This is a genomic window from Rhizobium sp. KNZ2-6A, from assembly GCF_056755475.1.
On the sequence record NZ_JBNDIC010000015.1, the window covers coordinates 115,759 to 134,967 of the forward strand.

A 19,209-nucleotide genomic window follows, 5' to 3' on the forward strand; every position below is an offset into this window, starting at 1 on the left:
TTGCCCCGACCGTTGCTTGCGCGTATGCAGCAGCAGGACAAAATGCAGGAGGAAGTCTTGGGCGGGCGTTTTCTATCGATCGGCGAATGCATGGTGGAACTGTCGCAGGCCGATGACGGGCACCTGCGCAAGGGCTTTGCCGGCGACACGTTCAACACCGCGTGGTATGCCCGCGCCTGCCTGCCGAAAGACTGGTCGATCGACTATTTCACCGCGCTCGGGGACGACGCCATGTCCGACGAAATGATCGCCTTCATGGCCGGCGCCGGTATCGGCACGGCAAGTATCCGCCGCCTTCGCGGCAAGACGCCCGGTCTCTATATGATCAATCTGAAGGACGGCGAACGCTCCTTCAGCTATTGGCGTGACAGCTCCGCCGCCCGCCAGCTCGCCGCCGATGGCGACGCCTTGCGCGCTGCAATCGAGGCATCCGACGTCCTCTATTTCTCCGGCATCACGCTGGCGATCCTGCCGCGCGAAGACGCCTTTACCCTGCTGGCGGAACTGCGCCGCGCCAAGGCGGCCGGCAAGCCCGTCGCCTTCGATCCGAACCTGCGTCCGCGCCTGTGGTCGAGCCTCGACGCCATGCATACCATGATCGCGGAAGGCGCGCGCGCAGCATCGCTCGTTATGCCGAGCTTTGACGACGAGGCGGTGCATTTCGGCGACGATTCCATTGCCACGACCATTCGCCGTTATCGGCAGCACGGCGCCAACCTGATCGTCGTCAAGAACGGCGCAGAAGGTGCGACCATCGGCGACGGTACCGACGAAACGCTCGTTCCCGCGGTCAAGGTCGCCAAGGTCGTCGATACCACCAGCGCCGGCGACAGTTTCAACGGCGCATTTCTGGCGCATTATCTGCAGCATCAGAACGCGGTTGCCGCCGCCGGCTTCGCCGCCGAAATCGCGGCGAAGGTCATTCGGGAATACGGCGCGCTCGTTTCTCCCCAGAAGCTGAAAGTCGCCAAATAGACACTGTAATATTTCCATCATGGACACCCTCCACAATAAGGTGGGCGCGGGAATCATGTTTGAAACACCGCAATCGCTGGCACCGTCATCATGAGGATGTGGTGCGGATGGACTGTTTTGGGCATGTTGCAACGCTTGTCGGACATCGATCAAACCACCTGGGCGCAGGCGGCGACGCCTGTCGCGGTACCTGAACGGCTGCTTATCGTCAGCGATGCCTGGCATCCGCAGGTCAACGGCGTCGTCCGTTCGATCGAGAACACCAATCGCGAACTGACCCGCATGGGGATCGAAGTCTCCATGATCACGCCGGACGGCTTTCGCAATATTCCTTGCCCGACCTACCCCGAAATCCGGCTCTCGATTGCCAGCTATCGCAAGGTCGCCTCGAGAATAGAGGCGATGCGGCCGACCTATGTGCACATCGCCACGGAAGGTCCGCTCGGGCTGACCGCGCGGCGCTGGTGCCTGCGAAACGGCATGCCGTTTTCCACGAGCTATCACACCCGCTTTCCCGAATATGTATCCGCCCGCCTGCCGATACCGCAAAGCTGGCTCTATGCCTTCGTCAAATGGTTTCACAACGCCGGCTATGGCTGCATGGTGGCGACGCCAAGTCTCGCAAACGAGCTCAGGCAGCGCGGCATCCACAATCTGCTGCCGTGGAGCCGCGGCATCGACTCCTCTCTATTTCGGCCGCAGCCCCAGGAAGACAATCCCTTCGGCCTGCCGCGCCCGATCTTCATGACCGTCGGCCGCGTGGCGCTCGAAAAGAACCTGCCCGCCTTTCTCGATCTCGACCTGCCGGGATCCAAAGTGGTCGTTGGCGACGGACCCGCGCGCGCTGAATTGCAGAAGCTCTATCCCGATGTCCATTTTCTGGGATCGAAGTTCGGCGAGGAACTGGCGCATGCCTATTCCCAGGCCGACGTCTTTGTCTTTCCATCGAAGACCGACACGTTCGGCAATGCCATTCTGGAAGCGCTTGCCAGCGGCGTTCCAGTCGCCGCCTACCCGGTTACCGGCCCTGCGGATATTCTTGCCGGCGACAGGGCAGCCGGCGTTGTGGATGCCGATCTGGCAACTGCCTGCCTTGCCGCCCTCTCCTGCTCGCGCGAGGCCGCCCGTTCCCTGGCGCTCAGCTACTCCTGGGAAGCCGCGACCACGCAGTTCATCGGCAACGTCCGGATCGCCAACCATCGGGGCCGGGGCCACAAGCCTTGAGTCCTTGTCGCGCTTGGATTCGATATTGAATCCCCGTCATCTTGCGCCAGTTAATTGATGGCGTTCACACATGGCCGTAGCCCGACACCATCTGTCCGGTGTGTCCCCATTACATCTGCCATAAAAGAGGATGGCAGCCGGTCTGCGAAGCAATGCCTTCATCTGAAGGCGACTTTTTCAATAACAGAAGAAATCCGTAGCCCCGACGCTTTTTTGGGTGTACAATTATTTATCGCACGATCTACATAAGACCTCTCAGGGAGTACTTGAGATGACCGACGACCTGTTAAAGCTGGATAACTTCATCTGCTTCGCCCTTTATTCGGCGAACCACGCCATGAATCGGCTATACAAGCCCATGCTTGATGCGCTCAACCTCACCTATCCGCAGTATCTCGTCATGGTGACCTTATGGGAAGAAGATGGCCAGACCGTCGGTGGCATCGGTGAAAAGCTGTTCCTGGAATCGAGCACACTGACGCCGCTTTTGAAGCGCCTTGAAGCCGCCGGCTTCATTCATCGCATCCGCAGCAAGGAAGATGAGCGCCAAGTGCTGATCCACCTCACCAGCGAAGGCAAAGGGCTGAAAAGGAAGGCGGCGACCGTTCCCCCGTGCATTCTGGATGCTACAGAGCAAACGCCTGACGAACTGGCGCGTCTGAAGGCGGAAATCACGACGCTGCGCGAAGCGCTCAGCAAGAATGCAGCCTGAGAAGGCCACCCGCCGACGGGACGCTTGAGAAAATTACCGCTTCTTCTTGTTTTCGAAAGGATTTTCCGACGAACGAAAATGGATGCGGATCGGCACGCCGGGCATGGCGAAATCCGCACGCAGACCATTGATCAGATAGCGCACATAGGATTCCGGCAATGCATCCGAGCGCGTACAGGAGATCATGAAAGCCGGCGGCCGCGCCTTTACCTGCGTCATGTATTTCAGCTTGATGCGGCGGCCGGAAACCGCCGGTGGCGGATGCTGCACCTGCTGCGTCTCCAGCCAGCGATTGAGGCGGGCGGTCGATACGCGCTTGTTCCAGACCTTGTCGGTGTCGACGATCGCCTGCATCAGGCGGTCCAACCCTTCGCCGGTCTGGCCGGCAATAGTTATGGCGCGAATGCCGCGCGCCTGCGGCAACAGCCGGTCGGTCTTTTCGCGCAGATCGGCAAGCACGGCCTGGCGATCCTCGATCATGTCCCACTTGTTGAAGGCAAGCACCGCGGCGCGGCCTTCGCGGATGACGAGATCGACGATCTGCAGATCCTGCTTCTCGAAGGGAATGGTTGCATCGAAGACGATGACAACGGTTTCGGCAAAGCGGATGGCACGCAGCGCATCGGCAACCGAGAGCTTCTCCAGCTTCTCGATCACCTTCGCCTTGCGGCGCATGCCGGCCGTGTCGAACATCTTTATGGTACGGCCGCGCCAGCTCCAGTCGACGGAGATGGAATCGCGGGTAATCCCGGCCTCGGGACCGGTCAGCAGCCTGTCTTCGCCAAGGAAGCGGTTGATGAGCGTCGACTTGCCGGCATTCGGGCGGCCAACGATCGCCACGCGCAGCGGGCGCGTCTCGTCATAGGCCGGCTCCTCGTCGATCTCCTCGCCATCTTCGCCGACTTCCGCGCGCGGAATGCTGACATTCGTTTCCGCTTCGTCTTCCTCTTCCGGGAAGGCGCGTTCGGGGCCGATGGCCTCCACGATCGCGTCGCGTAGATCCATCATGCCCTGGCCATGCTCGGCCGAGATCGGGCAAGGCTCGCCAAGGCCGAGCGTATAGGCGTCATAGAAGCCGCTATCGGAACCGCGCGCTTCGGATTTGTTGGCGACGAGCACGACGGGCCGGCCGCGCTTGCGCAGCATTTCGGCGAGCGCCTTGTCGACATGGGTCAGGCCCATCTTGGCGTCGACGACGAACAGCGTCAGATCAGCCTCGTCGATCGCAGCTTCCGTCTGCGCGCGCATACGTCCCTGAAGTGATTCATCCTGGGCCTCTTCAAGACCAGCCGTATCCACGATGTGGAAGCGCAGATCGATCAGTTTGGCGTCACCGGGGCGACGGTCACGCGTGACACCAGGCGTATCGTCGACGAGCGCCAGCTTCTTGCCAACCAGACGGTTGAACAGCGTGGACTTGCCGACATTCGGGCGACCGACGATCGCGACGGTGAAGCTCATTTAGCGATCCTTCAGCCTTTTGCGACCGGAGCTTTACCGGATGCCGTGATGAGGTCGAGCAGCATCTGGGCACGGTTGGCGACGTTGCGCGGGCTCTGCGGATCGTCGACGATCGCCTGGAACCATTGTTTAGCCTTGGCAAAATCGCCGGTCTTGTAGGCGGCAAGGCCAAGAACGTCGCGCGCCGAATGGCGGAAGGCGTCGGCCGGCACCGCCAGTTCCTCTGCCTCGGCGGCAACCTGATCGTAAGTGCCGGTATCGACAAGAAGATAGGCGGCACGCAGGCGAGCAGCATCGCGGACGACGACGGGGATATCCGTCTGCTTGCCGATCGCGGAGAAAGCGGCGATGGCGGCCGCCTTATCGCCCTTCTGCACCTGCAGCGTCGCGGCGCGCAAGCGAGCCAGGACCGGATAGGAGCCGGGGCCGTTCTTTTCGATCTCGGTCAACGCAGCGAGCGCTTCGTCCGTCTTGTTCTGGTCGGCCAGCGTCAGGGCCGCGATAAACTGGTCGCCACCGCTGCCGGCCTGGTTGCCTGCCCAATAGCGATAGCCGCTATAGGCCGCGGTGCCGAGAACGATGAGGACGGCTCCGCCGATGATCAGCCTGCCAAAACGGCGCCATACGAACCGCAACTGGTCCGAACGCAGTTCCTCGTTCACCTCGCGGATGAAGCTATCGTCATTGAATGCCATTCTCGTCTCCGGCCCGGGCCAAATAATTCCAGCAAGCTTAGAGCATGATGCCAAAAAGTGTCAGCGGTTTTCGCGCGACATCATGCTCTATCTATTAAATTCCGAGAGCGGATTCTGATTTCGGGTGGATCTGACCTGAAATCATCCGGCTCTACCATTAGTGGGGCCTTCTACTCCATTTTGCGGCTGATGTAAGGGGGAACGGCAGAAATCGTCACATAACGAGCGGCGAAACCCCGATAATCCACTCATGAAGCTTCCAAATGATCAAAGCCCAGACGATGGCGCCGATGACAACGGCATAGAGATCGTATTTCGCCGAGACGAACGGACGCAGGGTGATTTCGCCGGCGCGCTCGCGCCGCTTCAGCGAAATGCGCAGGATCACGCCCCAGGCGAGGAAAGCGGCAAAGAGCAGCATCGCTGCGCCGTCGCCATTGGAGAGCAGGTGCGCCAAGGCCCAGATCTTCACGGACAGCACCATCGGATGCTTCGTCCTGACGGCGATATGCCCCGCCGGCAGCAGCGAGGCGACAAGACAGATCATCGCGAACAGCATCAGCAGGATGCTGATATGGCTCATCCAGAAAGGCGGCGACCAGATCGGCGTCATGTCGCGCGCCTGACCGAAGCCGTAAATGAGGATGATCAGGGATACGATGCTTACGATCGAATAGGCGATCTTCCAGCCGGATTCGCCGAGGCTTGCGATCAGGGAAGTTCGCAAGCCAGGAGCGACGACGCGGATCAGATGGATGCCAAGAAAGAGAACAATGCCGAGAATAAGCAGTGCCATAAATGAAGCCCCCTACAGTCTTGTAATGACATCCTTATCGGCTGTGGCAAAAAAATGCCAGCATCACCGCAGCTTCGCCGCATTTACGCGAAAGGAAGAAGGCCATCTAGGGCACGCCATCGATATCGCAGGTCGACCTTCGCAAAACCGTGCTCGATCAAATCAATATTCGGTGCCCATGTTTCGCTTAGCTACCTGTTTTTCCGTCGCGTTTTCTCTTGTTCTTCCGACCGCAGCCCTTGCGGACGGCAAGCCTAAGCAACTCATCATGATTTCCTTCGACGGCGCGCACGACAATGCGCTCTGGACCAGGAGCCGTGAGATCGCTTCGCGCAACGGCGCGCACTTCACCTACTTTCTTTCCTGCACCTTCCTGATGAACAAGGCGCAGGCCAAAGCCTATCAGGGGCCGAGACAGCATCCAGGCAAATCCAACGTTGGTTTCGCCAAGAGCGAAGACGATGTGCGCACCCGCATCGCCAATATCTGGGGCGCCCATCAGGAAGGTCATGATATTTCCAGCCATGCCTGCGGCCATTTCGACGGCAAGGGCTGGAGTGCAGCCGACTGGAAACAGGAATTCATGGATGCCCGCATCGCGCTTCGCGACGCATGGAAGAATGTCGGCCTTGCCGACAAGGAACCGCAGGGCTGGGAAGATTTCGCCACGAACGAGGTCAGAGGATTCCGCGCGCCTTACCTTTCCACCAGCGACGGCCTTGTGCCGGCGGAAAAGGAGATGGGCTTCCGATATGATGCAAGCCTCGTCACCAAGGGGCCAGCCATGCCGCAGGTGGTCGACGGCATCTATCGCTTCGGCCTGCCCTTGATCCCCGAGGGTCCGGAACACCGTCTGGTCATCGGCATGGACTACAATCTTTACGTCCGCCACTCGAAGGGCGCCGAGGACAAGGCGAATGCCAAGACCTACGAGGACCGCACTTTCGACGCCTTCGAAGCCGCCTTCAACAAGCAATATGACGGCGAACGCATCCCGCTGCAGCTCGGCTTCCATTTCGTCGAGATGAACGACGGCGCCTACTGGCGCGCGCTCGACCGTTTCGTCAGCGATGTCTGCCACAAGCAGGACGTCGCCTGCGTCAGCTATTCCGAAGCCATCCCGCTGATCGCCGCCAGAGACAAGCCGCAGCAGGGGTGAGAAGCGGTCGGGCAAAGCGTGCCCGATTTCCGAGATTGGAACGAGGAATCGCCATACACCACCCGCCCCCGCGCTTCGAGACGGCCCTTTGGGACCCCCTCATCATGAGAGCTCCCCCCTGCACAAGGCTGCATATTGAACTGGCTTCACGCAACAGCGCGCTCCATCCTCACCCTGAGCTTGTCGAAGGGCGAGGATGGCCCGCATCTTCTGACCGATAAAAAGCTTACGGAACCTTTTCGTCAGCCGTCGGCGTGGATGACGCCCGCTTCGCGCTCCAGATAGGTCTGGTCGATCGTCGGCAACGGCTCGTCGTCGATCGCGGCCTCAAAGGCTTTCAGACGCTTATGGATCGACAGCAGCTCGATGATCGTCGTCCAGGAGCTAACGAGATACTGAAAGGAATTGCTGACCTGACCGAAAGCCGTGGCGATCTGCTGCCAGATGCCGAGCGTGATCTTGTGCGCCACGAAAGTCGGCACCAGCACGAAATAAAGGAAGATCGCGTCGAGCTGTCCGTAGGAAAAGCGCGCCACGTTGAAATAGGCGTAGTGGAAGTACATGCGGAAATAGTTGCGGCGGACGTTGGAGAAGAGTTCCTTCACGGTGGGCGGCAGCGCGCGATCGTCGCGATCCTCGCCGTAGACAAGTTCCTTTCGATAGGCCGCCTCAACACGCTGATTGCGGAAATTCAGCCCCGGAAGCTTGATCCCGAAGAGCGCAAGCAGGAAGGTTCCAAACACCGACCAAATCAGCGCCAGCCAGACGAGCGAGTACGGAATTGCGCCGATAATAGGCAGATCGGTCACATATTTCGACAGTTCCAGAAGGATCGGCAAGAAGACGATGAGTGTCATGACAGAGCCAATCAGGCTGACGCCGAGCCCTTCGAGGTTCGTTGCAAAGCGCATCGTGTCTTCCTGGACACGCTGCGACGCACCTTCGATGTGCCGAAGCTTCTCCCATTTCGACATGTAGAAATTGTTCATCGCCCAACGCCAGCGGAAGAGATAGTGGCTCAGGAAGAACGATGAAACGACGCTGACAGCTACGCCCACCAGACCAAGCTGCGTGAACGCCCACAGCAATCCATAGAAATCCCCATCCGTAACGCCGGGCTTTCCGCCGAGCGCATTTTGCAGGAGGTCAAAGAATGGCCGGCGCCATACGTTTACCGCTACGTCGATCTGAACACCGAAATAAGTGATGAAGACGATGAAAGCAGAGCCCCACACGGACCAGGCGATCCAGGGGTTGCTCTTCGAAACCACATGCCAAAAACCGCAAAAGACCGCGGCGCAGAGAATAAAGTAAACGTAAAACAAGAAATTAGTGGGAGCAACAAAGAAGGCCGCTCCAACCGGCTGCTGTTCTTCCGACAGCGGCGGATAGCCTATGGACGCCACGACATGCGCACCGAGAAGGTACCAAACGAACACGCAGACGAGCGCCCAGACAATCGATGAGGAAAAAAACAATCTCGGATTCGGGAAGAAAGAATGAAACACGACGATAAGGCTTCCTGTTGGTTCGGACGACCACAAATGACGTCAATTTGAGGCGAGCCTAGGACAGTTCTCCGGGAGCGGCAACCGCGGAAAGCCTATTCTTACGTAGATGTAATCGCTTATCCCACGATCGTGATGCAGTTGTTCAGCTGCGAATTTTCACCCATTGGATGAATTCCTTCCTCATATGGGCGTATTCCCCTTCGAACTATCCATCGGGATTCCGTCCCTCTTGCAGAATGCTATCTTACGATATATGTCTTACGACATGACGAACGATATAGACCTCATACCCCAACAAGGAGAAACGATATGAGAGGTTTCAGAGATCGCATGTTCGGAGATGGCTTTGACATCGTCGAGGCATATATCCTACGACATGGCCGAGGCCGTGAATCGCACGGCGAGCACAGGAGAGACTTCATGAGAGGCTTCAAGGGCGGCATGTTCGGCGGCGGGTTCCGCACCGGACGCAAGTTCGATGCGGCCGACCTGCAGCTCATCATCCTCGCCCTGCTCTCCGAGCAGCCGCGCCACGGCTATGAACTGATCAAGACCTTCGAGGAACGCTCCGGCGGTTTCTACGTGCCGAGCCCGGGCGTTATTTACCCTGCCCTCACCTATCTCGAAGAGACGGGACAGGCAGAAGTCGAGGTGAGCGGTACGAAGAAACTCTACCGCATCACCGAAATCGGCCAGAAGCGTGTCGACGACAATCGTGATCTGGTCGAGGTCACCCTCGCGAAGCTCACCTCCATCGGCGAGAAGATGGCCCGCGTCCGGCAGGTTTTCGGCGGCGAAGACGAGGACGAGCGTGACAACCCGTTCGATCGCCACGGCAGCGGCGACGTGCATCGCGCTCGCCACCTGCTGCGCTCCGCGCTTCGCTCGAAATTCCCGTGGAGCAAGGCCGAAGGCGCGCGCATTGCGGCCATCCTCGAGCGCGCCGCCGCCGATATCATTCGCGGCGAAACGAAGGCCGCGGAAGAGCCGAAGGCCGACGATTGAGCCTGAGTGTCACTTGTCCGGCAATGTCAGGATGATGGGGCCGTTGCGCGTGGTGATGATCGTATGTTCGTACTGGACCGTGGGCGCCTGCGGTTCGGCGTAAAGCGTCCACGCATCGTCGCCCCCCTCCGCCCAGCTCGCGCCAAGCGAGAGAAACGGCTCGACGGTGAACACCAGGCCATCCTCCATGATCCGGGTCTCGTCGGGGTCCGCCCAGGTGGAAACCTCGGCGGGCTCTTCATGCAGGGAGCGTCCGATGCCGTGGCTGGCGAGATTGGCGATCAGCGTGTAGCGGTTCTTCTGCGCAAAGGCGCCGACCGCTTGGCCAATCTTTGACAGCGGCGCGCCGCTGCGCACCTGATTGAGGCCGACCCAGAGCGCTCGTTTGCCGTCGCGGCAGAGGCGCTCGATCTTGGGCTTGACCGGCGGCACGGCAAAGGATGCGCCGGTATCGGAAAAGAAGCCGTCCTTCTCGGCCGAAACATCGAGATTGACCAGATCTCCCGCCCGGATCACGCGCGGACCGGGAATGCCGTGGGCGACTTCCTCATTGACGCTGATGCAGGTCGCGCCAGGAAACTTGTAGACCAGCTCCGGCGCCGATTGCGCGCCGGCATCCTCCAACACCTTTCGGCCAATTGCATCCAACTCCAGCGTGGTAATGCCCGGCTCAAGCGCGGCCGCCATGGCCTGCAATGCGTTGGCGCAGATGCGGCCGATATCTTTCAGTTTGGTCAGTTCTTCTTCGGTCGAAACGATCATTTACGGCTTCCGGCGCTCTCGCGCTCTGCGCAACGGTTTGGCGAGAGGCTCAAGGTCGCTTTCGCCCCTTCCCTTCGCGCAGTCAACGTTTTTTTGGTCTTTCCGGCTTTCTGCCAGATAGCGCGACTTTCGGATTCCGAAAGAGCTCAGGGGTGCGGATCGTCCGACAGCAATGCCCAGCGCTCATGATCGCACCAGACGCCGCCGATCTTCAGATATTTGGGCGAGAACCCTTCCTTGCGGAAGCCGAGACGTTTGACCAGCGCGATCGAGGGGTGGTTACCCGGCTGGATATTGGCCTCCAGCCGATGCAGGCCGATGGTATCGAAGCCAAGCGCCACGGCCAGGCGAACCGCCTCGGTCATGAAACCCTGGCCGGCAAAGCCGACCATGCCGTGATAGCCGAGAAAGGCGCTGCGGAAGCCGCCCCAAACCATCTGGCTGATATTGACGACACCGACGATAGCGCCTGAGCCGGGATCTCGCGCCACCAGACCCAGGTTCGGCCCCGTCACCGTCTGGCCGAACCATGCGTCGAAGCCGTCGCGATCGAGGAACGGATAGGCCCAGGGCACATGGTGGGCACGGCTGGCGATATTGGCGGCGATCAGCTCGTCGGCATCCGATTGCCTGACCGGCGCGATGATCACTTGCGGCATGGCTCCATCCCCGTTTTGGAGGAGTGAGCCTTAGCAAATCGAATCCGAAATCAAAAGCTTCGATCAAAGAACGGAATCATTTTGCGAAGCGCTTCATAGCGAAGATAAAGTCCACCCCAGGCGATGACGCCAAGATAGACGCCGAACAGCAAATGCGAGAAGATAGGGCTGCCGACCCTCAGATGCGTCGCGATTGCGCCGCCGAGCAGGCCAGTCAAAAGGATTGCGCCGAGGACGGACGTTTTCGGGATCGCATAGAGAATGGCGCAGCCGAGCGTGATGACGCCGAGAAGCCGAGCCAGCGCCGGATCGGCGGAATAGCCAAGAGCCGCCATGGTTTCCGTGACGACAGGAAGCGGAACGAGCTTGATCACGCCATCGAACAGCAGGAAGGCAATGACCAGTCCACTAAGGATCATGCCCGCCACACGCTGAGCCCGCGTGACCGAAGGCATGGATGAATCGACTACGTAAGACATGTTCGTATCCCCCGGAATTGGCTAGGAAATTCAGATCTTGGCCGCGAGCGCGGCAAGCTGATCGGCGCACTGGCCCCATCCCTGATGGAACCCCATTTTTTCGTGCGCTTCGCGATCTTCGGCCGACCAGTGCAGGACAGTCGCGGTATAGCGCGTTTTGCCGCCACCGAGGTCGTCGAGTTGGATCGTGACCACCATGAAGGGCTTTGCCGACGGCACCCAGGCGCTGGTGAAGGCATCCGTGAAAACGATCCGCTCATTGGGAACGACTTCGAGATAGACGCCATTCCCGGGATAATCCTCACCTTCAGGGCTGCGCATGGTGACGGAACTCGAGCCGCCCGCGCGAACGTCGATCTTGGCGGCGGACACCGTCCATGGCTGCGGAGCGAACCATTGCTTCAAAAGCTGCTCCTCCGTCCAGCAGCGGAAGATCTTCTCGCGTGGGGCATCGATGACGCGGGTCAACGAGAGTTCGTGGCGCTGGGTTTGCTCGGTCATGGTCCTCTTCCTCTTTCCAGTTTGACGCGGCCTGCACGGCCTATACTCTAACGACGTTCGCAACCGCCGTTTCCCGACAACGCAGACACAAATTTTCCGATTATTTTGCAGCCGCAAGAGCATCCGCGCTCAGACGATCGAGCTGGTGGCGGATATGGGCTGCCTCTGCGGGCGAGCGTGCAAGCGCGATGGCCCTGTCGAAAGCGACGCGCGCTTCCTGCGAGCGGCCAAGCTGCGCAAGCAGACCGCCCCTCACGCCGTGAAAGTAGAAATAGCTGTCGAGCTGCGCTTCCAGCGTCGCAATCAGCGCCAGAGCGTCCTCCGGTCCTTTCAGTTTGGAGAGCGCGACCGAGCGATTGAGCGTGACGACGGGCGACGGCGTCAGCCTCTCCAGCATCTGATAGAGAAGGTCGATCTCTTCCCAATCCGTATCGACGGCACGTTTTGCCCGGGAATGCAGCGCCGCGATCGCGGCCTGCACCTGATAGGGACCGGGCCGGCGATGACGGATCGCCTTGTCGAGCAGCGCCAGCGCCTCGTCGATCAGCGTCCGATCCCAAAGCGAGCGGTCCTGATCTTCCAGCAGGATGATCTGCCCGTCCGCATCGAACCGCGCATCCTTGCGCGATTGCTGCAAGAGCATCAGCGCCAGCAGCGCCATGGTCTCGGGCTCGGACGGAAAGAGCCGCAAGAGTAGCCGGCCAAGCCGGATCGCCTCGTCGGCGAAGGCGGCTGCCTCGCGATGCGTCCCGCCGGCCGAATAGCCTTCGTTATAGATGAGGTAGACCATGGCGCTGACGAGCGCCAGCCGTTCGCTGCGCTCGATCGCACCCGGCGTCTCGAAAGCAACGCCGGCGGCAGCGACTCGCGCTTTCGCACGGGTAATGCGCTGCTCCATCGCGCTATCGCTGACCAGAAATGCGCGAGCGATCTGCTGCACCGAAAGTCCCGAGACGATGCGCAGCGCGAGTGCGATCTGCTGCGTCGCCGGCAAGTCCGGATGGCAGCAGATGAACAGCAGCCTCAAAATATCATCGCGATATCCGGAGCCGTCGAGCCGTTCGGCCAGATCGCTCTCCGCATCGCTCGTATCGGAGATCGCCTCCTCGTCCGGCAGGCTCTGCAATTTCGCCTGCTTGCGCACGGTATCGATGCCGCTGTTGCGGCCGACGAAGATCAGCCAGGCAATGGGATCGCGCGGCGGCCCTTTGTCCGGCCAGGTCTTCAAGGCCCTGAGGCAGGCCTCCTGAAAGGCTTCCTCGGCAACATCGAGATTGCGGAAATAGCGCAGCAGCGCACCCAGCACCTGCGGCCGGGCATTGGTCAGCGCGATGTCGATCCAGGCAATATCCGTCATGTCGCGACTGCTCCCGGCCGGAAGACGTAAAGCGGGCGGATTTCATAGGAGCCGACGCCGGGATTGGCCGCGGCAAGCTCCTTCGAAAAGCCGATGGCTTCGTCGAGGGTTTCGAAATCGACGACGTAGAAACCGAGCAACTGTTCCTTGGTTTCCGCAAAGGGACCGTCAATGACGATCGGCTCGTTCCTGCCCTTGCGCAGGGTCGTTGCCGCCGTCGTCGGCATCAGTCGCGCCACCGGGCCGAGCTTGCCGGCTTCTCTAAGGGGCTCCTGCACGGCAATCAGCCGCGCCATGGTGGCCTCCTCCTGCTCCTTGGACCAGGCGAATACGGTATCTTCGTCGTTGTAGCATAGGATCGCGTAAAGCATGAGTATTCCCTTCTCCCTTTAAAGACGAAGGAATATCATCCGGACCGACAGGCTACGTCAAAAAAATATCGTGGCTGACGGTCAAGCTTTACCGCGCCGGATCACCAACATTCCGGCCTTCGCGTCAAGCTCCGCGACGGCGCCGATCAAAACGCTTGCCGGACGATCGCCATGCCCAAGCGGCAGGCCACCGAGGATCGGCACATTCAGCTCGGCCAGGTGTTCGCGCAGGATATCGATCACTGAGTAGCGCCGATCGAACTCGAAATCGGTAAATTGGCCGATAGCGACAGCTGCCAAACCATTTAGATGACCGGCCTTGCGCAACATCGTCATCTGCCGGTCTACCTGGCCGCGATACATATTAACGGCTTCGAGCAAAAGAACCGCACCATGCAGATCCGGCAGCGCCCAACCGGCGGATGTCGCCACCATATCGAGATTGCCGCCGATCAGCCGGCCCTTGGCCGTTCCGTTTGTCGTCAGCCGTGAGGTCGGCTCTTCCGGGCGCGAGGCAATGACGATGTCCTCGGTTGTCATCAATGCCCGCCGCATCGAATCGCGCGTATAAAGACTGACGCCCTCGTCATTCGGTCCAGCAAAGAAAGCGCCATGAATACCGATCTGACGGCAATTCTTCAGGAAACTCAGATGCAAGGCGGTGATGTCGCTGAAACCGATAACGAACTTGGGATCACATCTGGCTGCAGCAACATCCATTTGGTCGGCGATCCGATACGAGCCTTTACCGCCGCCTGTTGTGAAGATCGCCCGAACATCGGGATCGCGAAGCGCTGCGTTAAGATCCGCAAGTCGCTCCTCGTCAGTACCCGCGAGGTAGTCCCGCTTAAGAAAGGCATGCTCGCCAAAGTCGACGACAAGCCCCCAGCCTTTCAGGATTTCGGCATGCCTTAGAACCCTATCCCTGTCGGGTGAGCTTGCGGGCGATACAAAGCGCACCTTGTCGCCCGGCCGCAATGGCAGCGGCATCGATATCCGACTGGTCTCTGTGCGATCGAGTGATTCCATGCCGCGATCTTGGCATGGAATCACGACACGCGTCAGCCGCGGATTGACCGTTGCTCAGCCTTTAGCTCAACGATGGATTGACGACAGCAGTGCTTATCGGCGCAGGCCGTTTGGCCCTGGCATCGGGCTCCACGGCTCGTCCGGCGTTTGCCTTGCCCGCCCATAGCGGCAGACCGACGGATTGCGAGACGCCGGGATCGGTGGTGAACACCGGATAGCCCCGTTCGAGAAGCCGTTCGAGAACCTCGCGATCCTTGCGGACATGCAGCCGCGCGAGGTTTTCCGTGTTGTAGACATGCCCGCCGGAATCGGGATTGATGCCCGTGATGATGACTTCGGTTGCGCCGTTATAGAGGGCGAAAAGCACGGCGTTGATGCCGTTGGAGCATTTGTCGTCCGCGCCAAGCTCGCTGCATTTGACCCCACCGACCCGGTCCAGCAGCGCCATGCGCTTGTAGCGATCGACGATTTCAAGCTGTTCATAGCTGTAATTGAACGACTTCAGCCCGTCTTCCAGCCGTTGAAGCTCCTTCCGCCACAGCAGCACATAGAGCATCTTCGTCCGCTCGCCATTCAGGACGCGACGCACCTCGACGGCATTGGTGTTGGTGCCTTCGATCTGGTTGAACTGGACGAGCGTCACGTCGGGCGCCTCGATCCCCCAGCCCTTCGTCACCGTCTGCGATCCGTTGATGGTGATGACCTTGAAACTCTCGTCGAAATCCGCCGGCTTGTGCGAGACCGGCGCAGAGCCGACGACGAGAACAGGCCCAGCGAACCGCTTCGCCAGGATAGGCGGCTTCGGTCGGGTCAGATGATACTTGATCTGCCGGTAATAGTGTTTCTTCAGTTCAGAAAATTGAGCAGCCATTATTCGCTTTATCGTCTCCCAAGAAGGCGTCCGTCCCCAAAGGGCTCCATCCGGCGAAATGCGGCCCGGAATCCCTCCCCGAGCCGCGAATAAGGCGAGTATCGCTGTGCGGTCTTATATAAGCAAAATAAAGAAATCTTACACAACATAACCTGCGGTGAGCGGCCGATGGATGCCGATCATCCCTGCCGTGTGCTCAAGGTACGAGAGACCGCGTTCTTCCAGCCTTTAAGCTTCGCATTCCGGGCTTTGGCGTCCATGTCAGGTTCGAACCGCTTGTCTCGCGCCCAGGCCTTGGCGAAGCCGGCGCGATCCGGCCAGACGCCGGCGCGGCTGCCGGCAAGCCAGGCAGCGCCGAGGGCCGTCGTTTCCAGAATGGTCGGACGATCGACCGGGGCATCCAGCAGATCGGCAAGCCGCTGCATCGTCCAGTCGGAGGCGACCATACCGCCATCGACGCGCAGCACCGTGTGCTGCCCGTTGCCATTGCGCCAATCCTTGTGCATGGCATCCAGCAGATCGCGCGACTGATAGCAGACGGCCTCGAGTGCCGCCCGGACGATTTCTTCCGGACCGGTATTGCGCGTAAGGCCGAAGATCGCGCCGCGCGCATCCGGATCCCAGTAAGGCGCGCCAAGACCGGTGAAGGCCGGCACGAGATAAACCTCCTGCTGCGGATCGGCCTTGGCGGCCAGTTCGCCGGAATCGGAAGCGCGCTTGATCGCCTTCAGCCCATCGCGCAGCCATTGCACGGCAGCGCCCGCGATGAAGATAGAGCCTTCGAGCGCATAGGTCGTCTCGCCGTTCAGCCGGTAGGCGATGGTGGTCAGCAGGCGGTTCTTTGAGCGCACCATGTCGGCGCCGGTATTGAGCAGCGCGAAGCAGCCCGTGCCATAGGTGGATTTCATCATGCCGCGCTCGAAGCAGGCCTGGCCGATTGTTGCCGCCTGCTGATCGCCGGCAACACCGAGGATCGGGATTTCGGCACCGAAATGCGCCGCGTCGGTTACGCCGAAATCGGCGGCGCAATCCTTCACTTCAGGCAGCATCGCCGCGGGAACGCGCAGGATATCCAGCAGCTCCTCGTCCCATTCGCTCGCGCCGATATTGTACATCAGCGTCCGCGAGGCGTTGGTCGCATCGGTGACGAAGTTCCGGCCGCCCGTCAGCCGCCAGATCAGGAACGTATCGACCGTGCCGAAGCAGAGCCCGCCCTTGGCGGCGCGGGCACGGGCGCCCTTCACATTGGTCAGCAGCCAGGAGAGCTTGGTGCCGGAGAAATAGGGATCGAGCAGCAGGCCGGTGCGGCGGGTGAAGAGCTTTTCCAGATCCTGACGCTTCAGCTTCTCGCAATAGCCCGCCGTGCGGCGATCCTGCCAGACGATGGCATTGTGGATCGGCTTGCCGGTCTCGCGGTCCCAGACGACGACGGTCTCGCGCTGGTTGGTGATGCCGAGTGCGGCAATATCCTTGGCGGTGATGCCGGCAGCCTCGATCGCCTTACGGACGGTGACGAGAACGGAGGACCAGATTTCTTCCGGATCGTGCTCGACCCAGCCGGGCTTCGGATAATGCTGGGTGAATTCCTTCTGTCCGACACCGGCAACCTTCATCTTGCCGTCGAAAACGATAGCCCGCGTCGACGTCGTTCCCTGATCGATCGCCAAGACATAACCGCTCATGCGTTCCTCCCGCCTATTGCATCCCGAAACAACAGATACGCGAGCAAAACGAATGTGAAAAGAAAGCAAAACGAAATTTTTCGCTGAAGGACGCGCTTTCCTGCTCACGGAATCGTGGGTCAAGGTGCCGTAAAGAAGACTGGCAGCAATGCGATTGCCATATTCGCAGGTTTAGGACTAGGCTGAGATCGTTTTGCACTGCAGCAGGAAGCTGCGCTGTCCAAGGAGAAGACCATGGCTAGAACAGTTGTCGTCACCGGTTCCACGAGCGGTATCGGCCTCGCCATCGCAACCGCCTTCGCCGCCAAAGGCGATAACGTCGTCATCAATGGCTTCGGAAAGCCCGAGGAAATCGACGCGATCAAGACCAAGCTGGAGGCCTCCGGCGGCGGCAAAGCGATCTATCATCCCGCCGACATGACGAAGCCCGCCGAGATCGCCGATCTGATCGCCACCGCCAACTCCACCTTCGGCAGCGTCGATGTCCTCGTCAACAATGCCGGCATCCAGCATGTCGAGAAGATCGAGGATTTCCCGATCGAGAAGTGGGACCAGATCATCGCGATCAATCTCTCCAGCTCCTTCCACACGATCCGCGCCGCCATTCCGCTGATGAAGGCCCGCAAATACGGCCGCATCATCAACATCGCCTCGGCGCACGGCCTGGTCGCCTCGCCCTTCAAATCCGCCTATGTCGCGGCAAAACATGGTATATTAGGCCTAACCAAGACGGCAGCGCTCGAGCTTGCCGAATTCGGCGTGACGGTGAACGCCATTTGCCCCGGATACGTCCTGACCCCGCTTGTCGAAAAGCAGATTCCGGATACGGCCAAGGCACGCGGGATGACGGAAGAGCAGGTCAAGAACGAAGTCATCCTCAAGGCCCAGCCGACGCATGAGTTCGTCAAGGCCGAGGAGATCGGCGCCCTCTCGCTCTACCTAGCAAGCGACGAGGCACGCCAGGTAACCGGCACCCACGTCTCGATTGACGGTGGCTGGACCGCGGAATAACCATAGACGGTTAGGGCCGGATTCGTCCGCGTATCCGGCCCGGTCAAGAAACAATAAACGGGAACGACATGAGCGACAGCATTCGCTTTATCCTCAACGGCGAGGATATCACCCTATCCAGCCTGCGCCCCACCGAGACGCTGCTCGACTTCTTGCGCCTCAAGCGGCGCCTGACGGGAACGAAGGAAGGATGTGCGGAAGGCGACTGCGGCGCCTGCACGGTGCTTGTGGGACGCCTGATCGATGGCGGGCTGCACTATGAATCCGTCAATGCCTGCATCCGCTTCGTCGGCTCGCTGCATGCGACCCATGTCGTCACCGTCGAGCATCTCGCCGCCCAGAACGGCACCCTTCATCCGGTGCAACAGGCCATGGTCGATTGCCACGGCTCGCAATGCGGTTTCTGCACGCCGGGCTTTGTCATGTCGCTCTATGGCCTCTGGCTGACGACGGAAAAGCCGAGCCGGGCGCAGATCGAAAAGTCGCTGCAGGGCAATCTCTGTCGATGCACGGGCTACGAGCCGATCGTCAAGGCGGCCGAGCAGGTCAGCCAGAAGCGGCCGAGCGCGCTCTTCGATCCCCTCGAAAAAACGAGGGCCGATATCATCGCTCGCCTCTGGGCGATGCAGGGCGGCGATACCATCGAGATTGCCGAGGGCGAGGATCGCCTTGTCGTGCCCGGTTCCGTTGCCGCACTGGCACAGGTGCTTGCTGATGAACCGACGGCAACCGTCGTCGCCGGCGCAACCGATGTCGGCCTCTGGGTCACCAAGCAGATGCGCCGGCTCAATCCGGTGGTCTTCATCAACCACCTGACCGATCTGCAGAAGATTGTCGTCGAGGACGATGGGCTGACCATCGGCGCCGGCGTCACCTATAGCCGCGCCTTTGCTGTGATCAGTGAAAAGATCCCGGCATTTACCAAGCTCATCAACCGCATCGGCGGCGA

The 19,209-nt window shown here is 60.2% G+C and carries 20 protein-coding genes and 1 pseudogene; 7 read left to right on the forward strand and 14 right to left on the reverse strand.

Annotated elements, in window-relative coordinates:
- Positions 1–57: 57 nt before the first annotated feature.
- From ACPYOP_RS13195 to ACPYOP_RS13205, 3 genes are all read left to right on the forward strand, one after another.
- The gene (locus tag ACPYOP_RS13195) at positions 58–975 is read left to right on the forward strand and encodes a sugar kinase (RefSeq protein ID WP_481410857.1); all 918 of its coding nucleotides are present in this window, start codon (positions 58–60) and stop codon (positions 973–975) included.
- A gap of 123 nt (positions 976–1,098) precedes the next feature.
- On the forward strand, positions 1,099–2,199 hold the full coding sequence (locus ACPYOP_RS13200; RefSeq protein ID WP_481410833.1) for a glycosyltransferase family 4 protein: 1,101 nt from the start codon (positions 1,099–1,101) through the stop codon (positions 2,197–2,199).
- A 271-nt stretch (positions 2,200–2,470) separates the two neighbouring features.
- On the forward strand, positions 2,471–2,911 hold the full coding sequence (locus ACPYOP_RS13205; protein ID WP_481410834.1) for a MarR family winged helix-turn-helix transcriptional regulator: 441 nt from the start codon (positions 2,471–2,473) through the stop codon (positions 2,909–2,911).
- Between the two features lie 33 nt (positions 2,912–2,944).
- Here the strand turns inward: ACPYOP_RS13205 and der are convergent, their stop codons facing one another.
- The 3 genes from der to ACPYOP_RS13220 all read right to left on the reverse strand — a co-directional run bounded on the left by der (position 2,945) and on the right by ACPYOP_RS13220 (position 5,863).
- A complete protein-coding gene (der, locus tag ACPYOP_RS13210) occupies positions 2,945–4,372 on the reverse strand; it encodes a ribosome biogenesis GTPase Der (protein WP_481410835.1) in 1,428 nt (475 codons plus the stop codon).
- Between the two features lie 11 nt (positions 4,373–4,383).
- The gene (locus ACPYOP_RS13215; protein WP_481410836.1) at positions 4,384–5,067 is read right to left on the reverse strand and encodes a tetratricopeptide repeat protein; all 684 of its coding nucleotides are present in this window, start codon (positions 5,065–5,067) and stop codon (positions 4,384–4,386) included.
- A 214-nt stretch (positions 5,068–5,281) separates the two neighbouring features.
- A complete protein-coding gene (locus ACPYOP_RS13220) occupies positions 5,282–5,863 on the reverse strand; it encodes an NnrU family protein (RefSeq protein ID WP_481410837.1) in 582 nt (193 codons plus the stop codon).
- A 178-nt stretch (positions 5,864–6,041) separates the two neighbouring features.
- Between ACPYOP_RS13220 and ACPYOP_RS13225 the strand changes: the two genes are divergently transcribed.
- Positions 6,042–7,022: a polysaccharide deacetylase family protein gene (locus ACPYOP_RS13225; protein ID WP_481410838.1), complete on the forward strand. Its 981-nt coding sequence runs from the start codon at positions 6,042–6,044 to the stop codon at positions 7,020–7,022.
- A 242-nt stretch (positions 7,023–7,264) separates the two neighbouring features.
- Here ACPYOP_RS13225 and sbmA read toward each other — a convergent pair whose 3' ends face one another.
- Positions 7,265–8,530 carry a peptide antibiotic transporter SbmA gene (gene sbmA / locus ACPYOP_RS13230; protein ID WP_481410839.1) on the reverse strand — a complete coding sequence of 422 codons (1,266 nt, stop codon included), beginning with the start codon at positions 8,528–8,530 and terminating at the stop codon, positions 7,265–7,267.
- A gap of 423 nt (positions 8,531–8,953) precedes the next feature.
- On the opposite strand from sbmA, the gene ACPYOP_RS13235 reads away from it, so the two are divergent.
- Positions 8,954–9,538, forward strand: coding sequence for a PadR family transcriptional regulator (locus ACPYOP_RS13235; RefSeq protein WP_481410840.1), 585 nt, complete (start codon positions 8,954–8,956; stop codon positions 9,536–9,538).
- A gap of 9 nt (positions 9,539–9,547) precedes the next feature.
- On the opposite strand, the gene map is transcribed toward ACPYOP_RS13235, so the two are convergent.
- The 10 genes and pseudogenes from map to glpK all read right to left on the reverse strand — a co-directional run bounded on the left by map (position 9,548) and on the right by glpK (position 17,249).
- A complete protein-coding gene (gene map, locus ACPYOP_RS13240) occupies positions 9,548–10,300 on the reverse strand; it encodes a type I methionyl aminopeptidase (protein ID WP_481410841.1) in 753 nt (250 codons plus the stop codon).
- A gap of 146 nt (positions 10,301–10,446) precedes the next feature.
- A complete protein-coding gene (locus ACPYOP_RS13245; RefSeq protein WP_481410842.1) occupies positions 10,447–10,959 on the reverse strand; it encodes a GNAT family N-acetyltransferase in 513 nt (170 codons plus the stop codon).
- 50 nt (positions 10,960–11,009) lie between these two features.
- Complete coding sequence (locus ACPYOP_RS13250; RefSeq protein WP_481410843.1) at positions 11,010–11,438, reverse strand: DoxX family protein; 429 nt, start codon at positions 11,436–11,438, stop codon at positions 11,010–11,012.
- A gap of 30 nt (positions 11,439–11,468) precedes the next feature.
- Positions 11,469–11,939, reverse strand: coding sequence for an SRPBCC family protein (locus ACPYOP_RS13255; RefSeq protein WP_481410844.1), 471 nt, complete (start codon positions 11,937–11,939; stop codon positions 11,469–11,471).
- A gap of 100 nt (positions 11,940–12,039) precedes the next feature.
- Positions 12,040–13,296 (reverse strand): RNA polymerase sigma factor, encoded by a 1,257-nt coding sequence (locus ACPYOP_RS13260; protein ID WP_481410845.1) that lies wholly within the window; start codon positions 13,294–13,296, stop codon positions 12,040–12,042.
- The gene (locus ACPYOP_RS13265) at positions 13,293–13,667 is read right to left on the reverse strand and encodes a YciI family protein (protein ID WP_120664647.1); all 375 of its coding nucleotides are present in this window, start codon (positions 13,665–13,667) and stop codon (positions 13,293–13,295) included. The genes ACPYOP_RS13260 and ACPYOP_RS13265 overlap by 4 nt, the downstream gene beginning before the upstream one ends.
- Positions 13,668–13,748: 81 nt before the next feature.
- Positions 13,749–14,207, reverse strand: coding sequence for a hypothetical protein (locus ACPYOP_RS13270; RefSeq protein WP_481410858.1), 459 nt, complete (start codon positions 14,205–14,207; stop codon positions 13,749–13,751).
- A 129-nt stretch (positions 14,208–14,336) separates the two neighbouring features.
- A pseudogene (locus tag ACPYOP_RS13275) lies at positions 14,337–14,696 on the reverse strand (LD-carboxypeptidase); the annotation flags it as partial.
- A 61-nt stretch (positions 14,697–14,757) separates the two neighbouring features.
- The gene (locus ACPYOP_RS13280) at positions 14,758–15,567 is read right to left on the reverse strand and encodes a membrane-anchored protein (protein WP_481410846.1); all 810 of its coding nucleotides are present in this window, start codon (positions 15,565–15,567) and stop codon (positions 14,758–14,760) included.
- Positions 15,568–15,746: 179 nt separating this feature from the next.
- Complete coding sequence (gene glpK, locus ACPYOP_RS13285) at positions 15,747–17,249, reverse strand: glycerol kinase GlpK (RefSeq protein WP_481410847.1); 1,503 nt, start codon at positions 17,247–17,249, stop codon at positions 15,747–15,749.
- 234 nt (positions 17,250–17,483) lie between these two features.
- Between glpK and ACPYOP_RS13290 the strand changes: the two genes are divergently transcribed.
- Together ACPYOP_RS13290 and ACPYOP_RS13295 are read left to right on the forward strand one after the other, a co-directional pair.
- The gene (locus tag ACPYOP_RS13290; RefSeq protein ID WP_481410848.1) at positions 17,484–18,260 is read left to right on the forward strand and encodes a 3-hydroxybutyrate dehydrogenase; all 777 of its coding nucleotides are present in this window, start codon (positions 17,484–17,486) and stop codon (positions 18,258–18,260) included.
- 68 nt (positions 18,261–18,328) lie between these two features.
- On the forward strand, positions 18,329–19,209 hold an 881-nt coding region (locus tag ACPYOP_RS13295; protein ID WP_481410849.1), incomplete at its 3' end, for a 2Fe-2S iron-sulfur cluster-binding protein.

Bases quoted from the DNA above. Each gene is read 5' to 3' on its own strand.
- ACPYOP_RS13200 (WP_481410833.1), top strand. From the start codon at position 1,099: ATGTTGCAACGCTTGTCGGACATCGATCAAACCACCTGGGCGCAGGCG.
- ACPYOP_RS13205 (WP_481410834.1), top strand. From the start codon at position 2,471: ATGACCGACGACCTGTTAAAGCTGGATAACTTCATCTGCTTCGCCCTT.
- der (WP_481410835.1), bottom strand. From the start codon at position 4,372: ATGAGCTTCACCGTCGCGATCGTCGGTCGCCCGAATGTCGGCAAGTCC.
- ACPYOP_RS13215 (WP_481410836.1), bottom strand. From the start codon at position 5,067: ATGGCATTCAATGACGATAGCTTCATCCGCGAGGTGAACGAGGAACTG.
- ACPYOP_RS13220 (WP_481410837.1), bottom strand. From the start codon at position 5,863: ATGGCACTGCTTATTCTCGGCATTGTTCTCTTTCTTGGCATCCATCTG.
- ACPYOP_RS13225 (WP_481410838.1), top strand. From the start codon at position 6,042: ATGTTTCGCTTAGCTACCTGTTTTTCCGTCGCGTTTTCTCTTGTTCTT.
- ACPYOP_RS13235 (WP_481410840.1), top strand. From the start codon at position 8,954: ATGAGAGGCTTCAAGGGCGGCATGTTCGGCGGCGGGTTCCGCACCGGA.
- map (WP_481410841.1), bottom strand. From the start codon at position 10,300: ATGATCGTTTCGACCGAAGAAGAACTGACCAAACTGAAAGATATCGGC.
- ACPYOP_RS13245 (WP_481410842.1), bottom strand. From the start codon at position 10,959: ATGCCGCAAGTGATCATCGCGCCGGTCAGGCAATCGGATGCCGACGAG.
- ACPYOP_RS13250 (WP_481410843.1), bottom strand. From the start codon at position 11,438: ATGTCTTACGTAGTCGATTCATCCATGCCTTCGGTCACGCGGGCTCAG.
- ACPYOP_RS13255 (WP_481410844.1), bottom strand. From the start codon at position 11,939: ATGACCGAGCAAACCCAGCGCCACGAACTCTCGTTGACCCGCGTCATC.
- ACPYOP_RS13260 (WP_481410845.1), bottom strand. From the start codon at position 13,296: ATGACGGATATTGCCTGGATCGACATCGCGCTGACCAATGCCCGGCCG.
- ACPYOP_RS13265 (WP_120664647.1), bottom strand. From the start codon at position 13,667: ATGCTTTACGCGATCCTATGCTACAACGACGAAGATACCGTATTCGCC.
- ACPYOP_RS13270 (WP_481410858.1), bottom strand. From the start codon at position 14,207: ATGACAACCGAGGACATCGTCATTGCCTCGCGCCCGGAAGAGCCGACC.
- ACPYOP_RS13280 (WP_481410846.1), bottom strand. From the start codon at position 15,567: ATGGCTGCTCAATTTTCTGAACTGAAGAAACACTATTACCGGCAGATC.
- glpK (WP_481410847.1), bottom strand. From the start codon at position 17,249: ATGAGCGGTTATGTCTTGGCGATCGATCAGGGAACGACGTCGACGCGG.
- ACPYOP_RS13290 (WP_481410848.1), top strand. From the start codon at position 17,484: ATGGCTAGAACAGTTGTCGTCACCGGTTCCACGAGCGGTATCGGCCTC.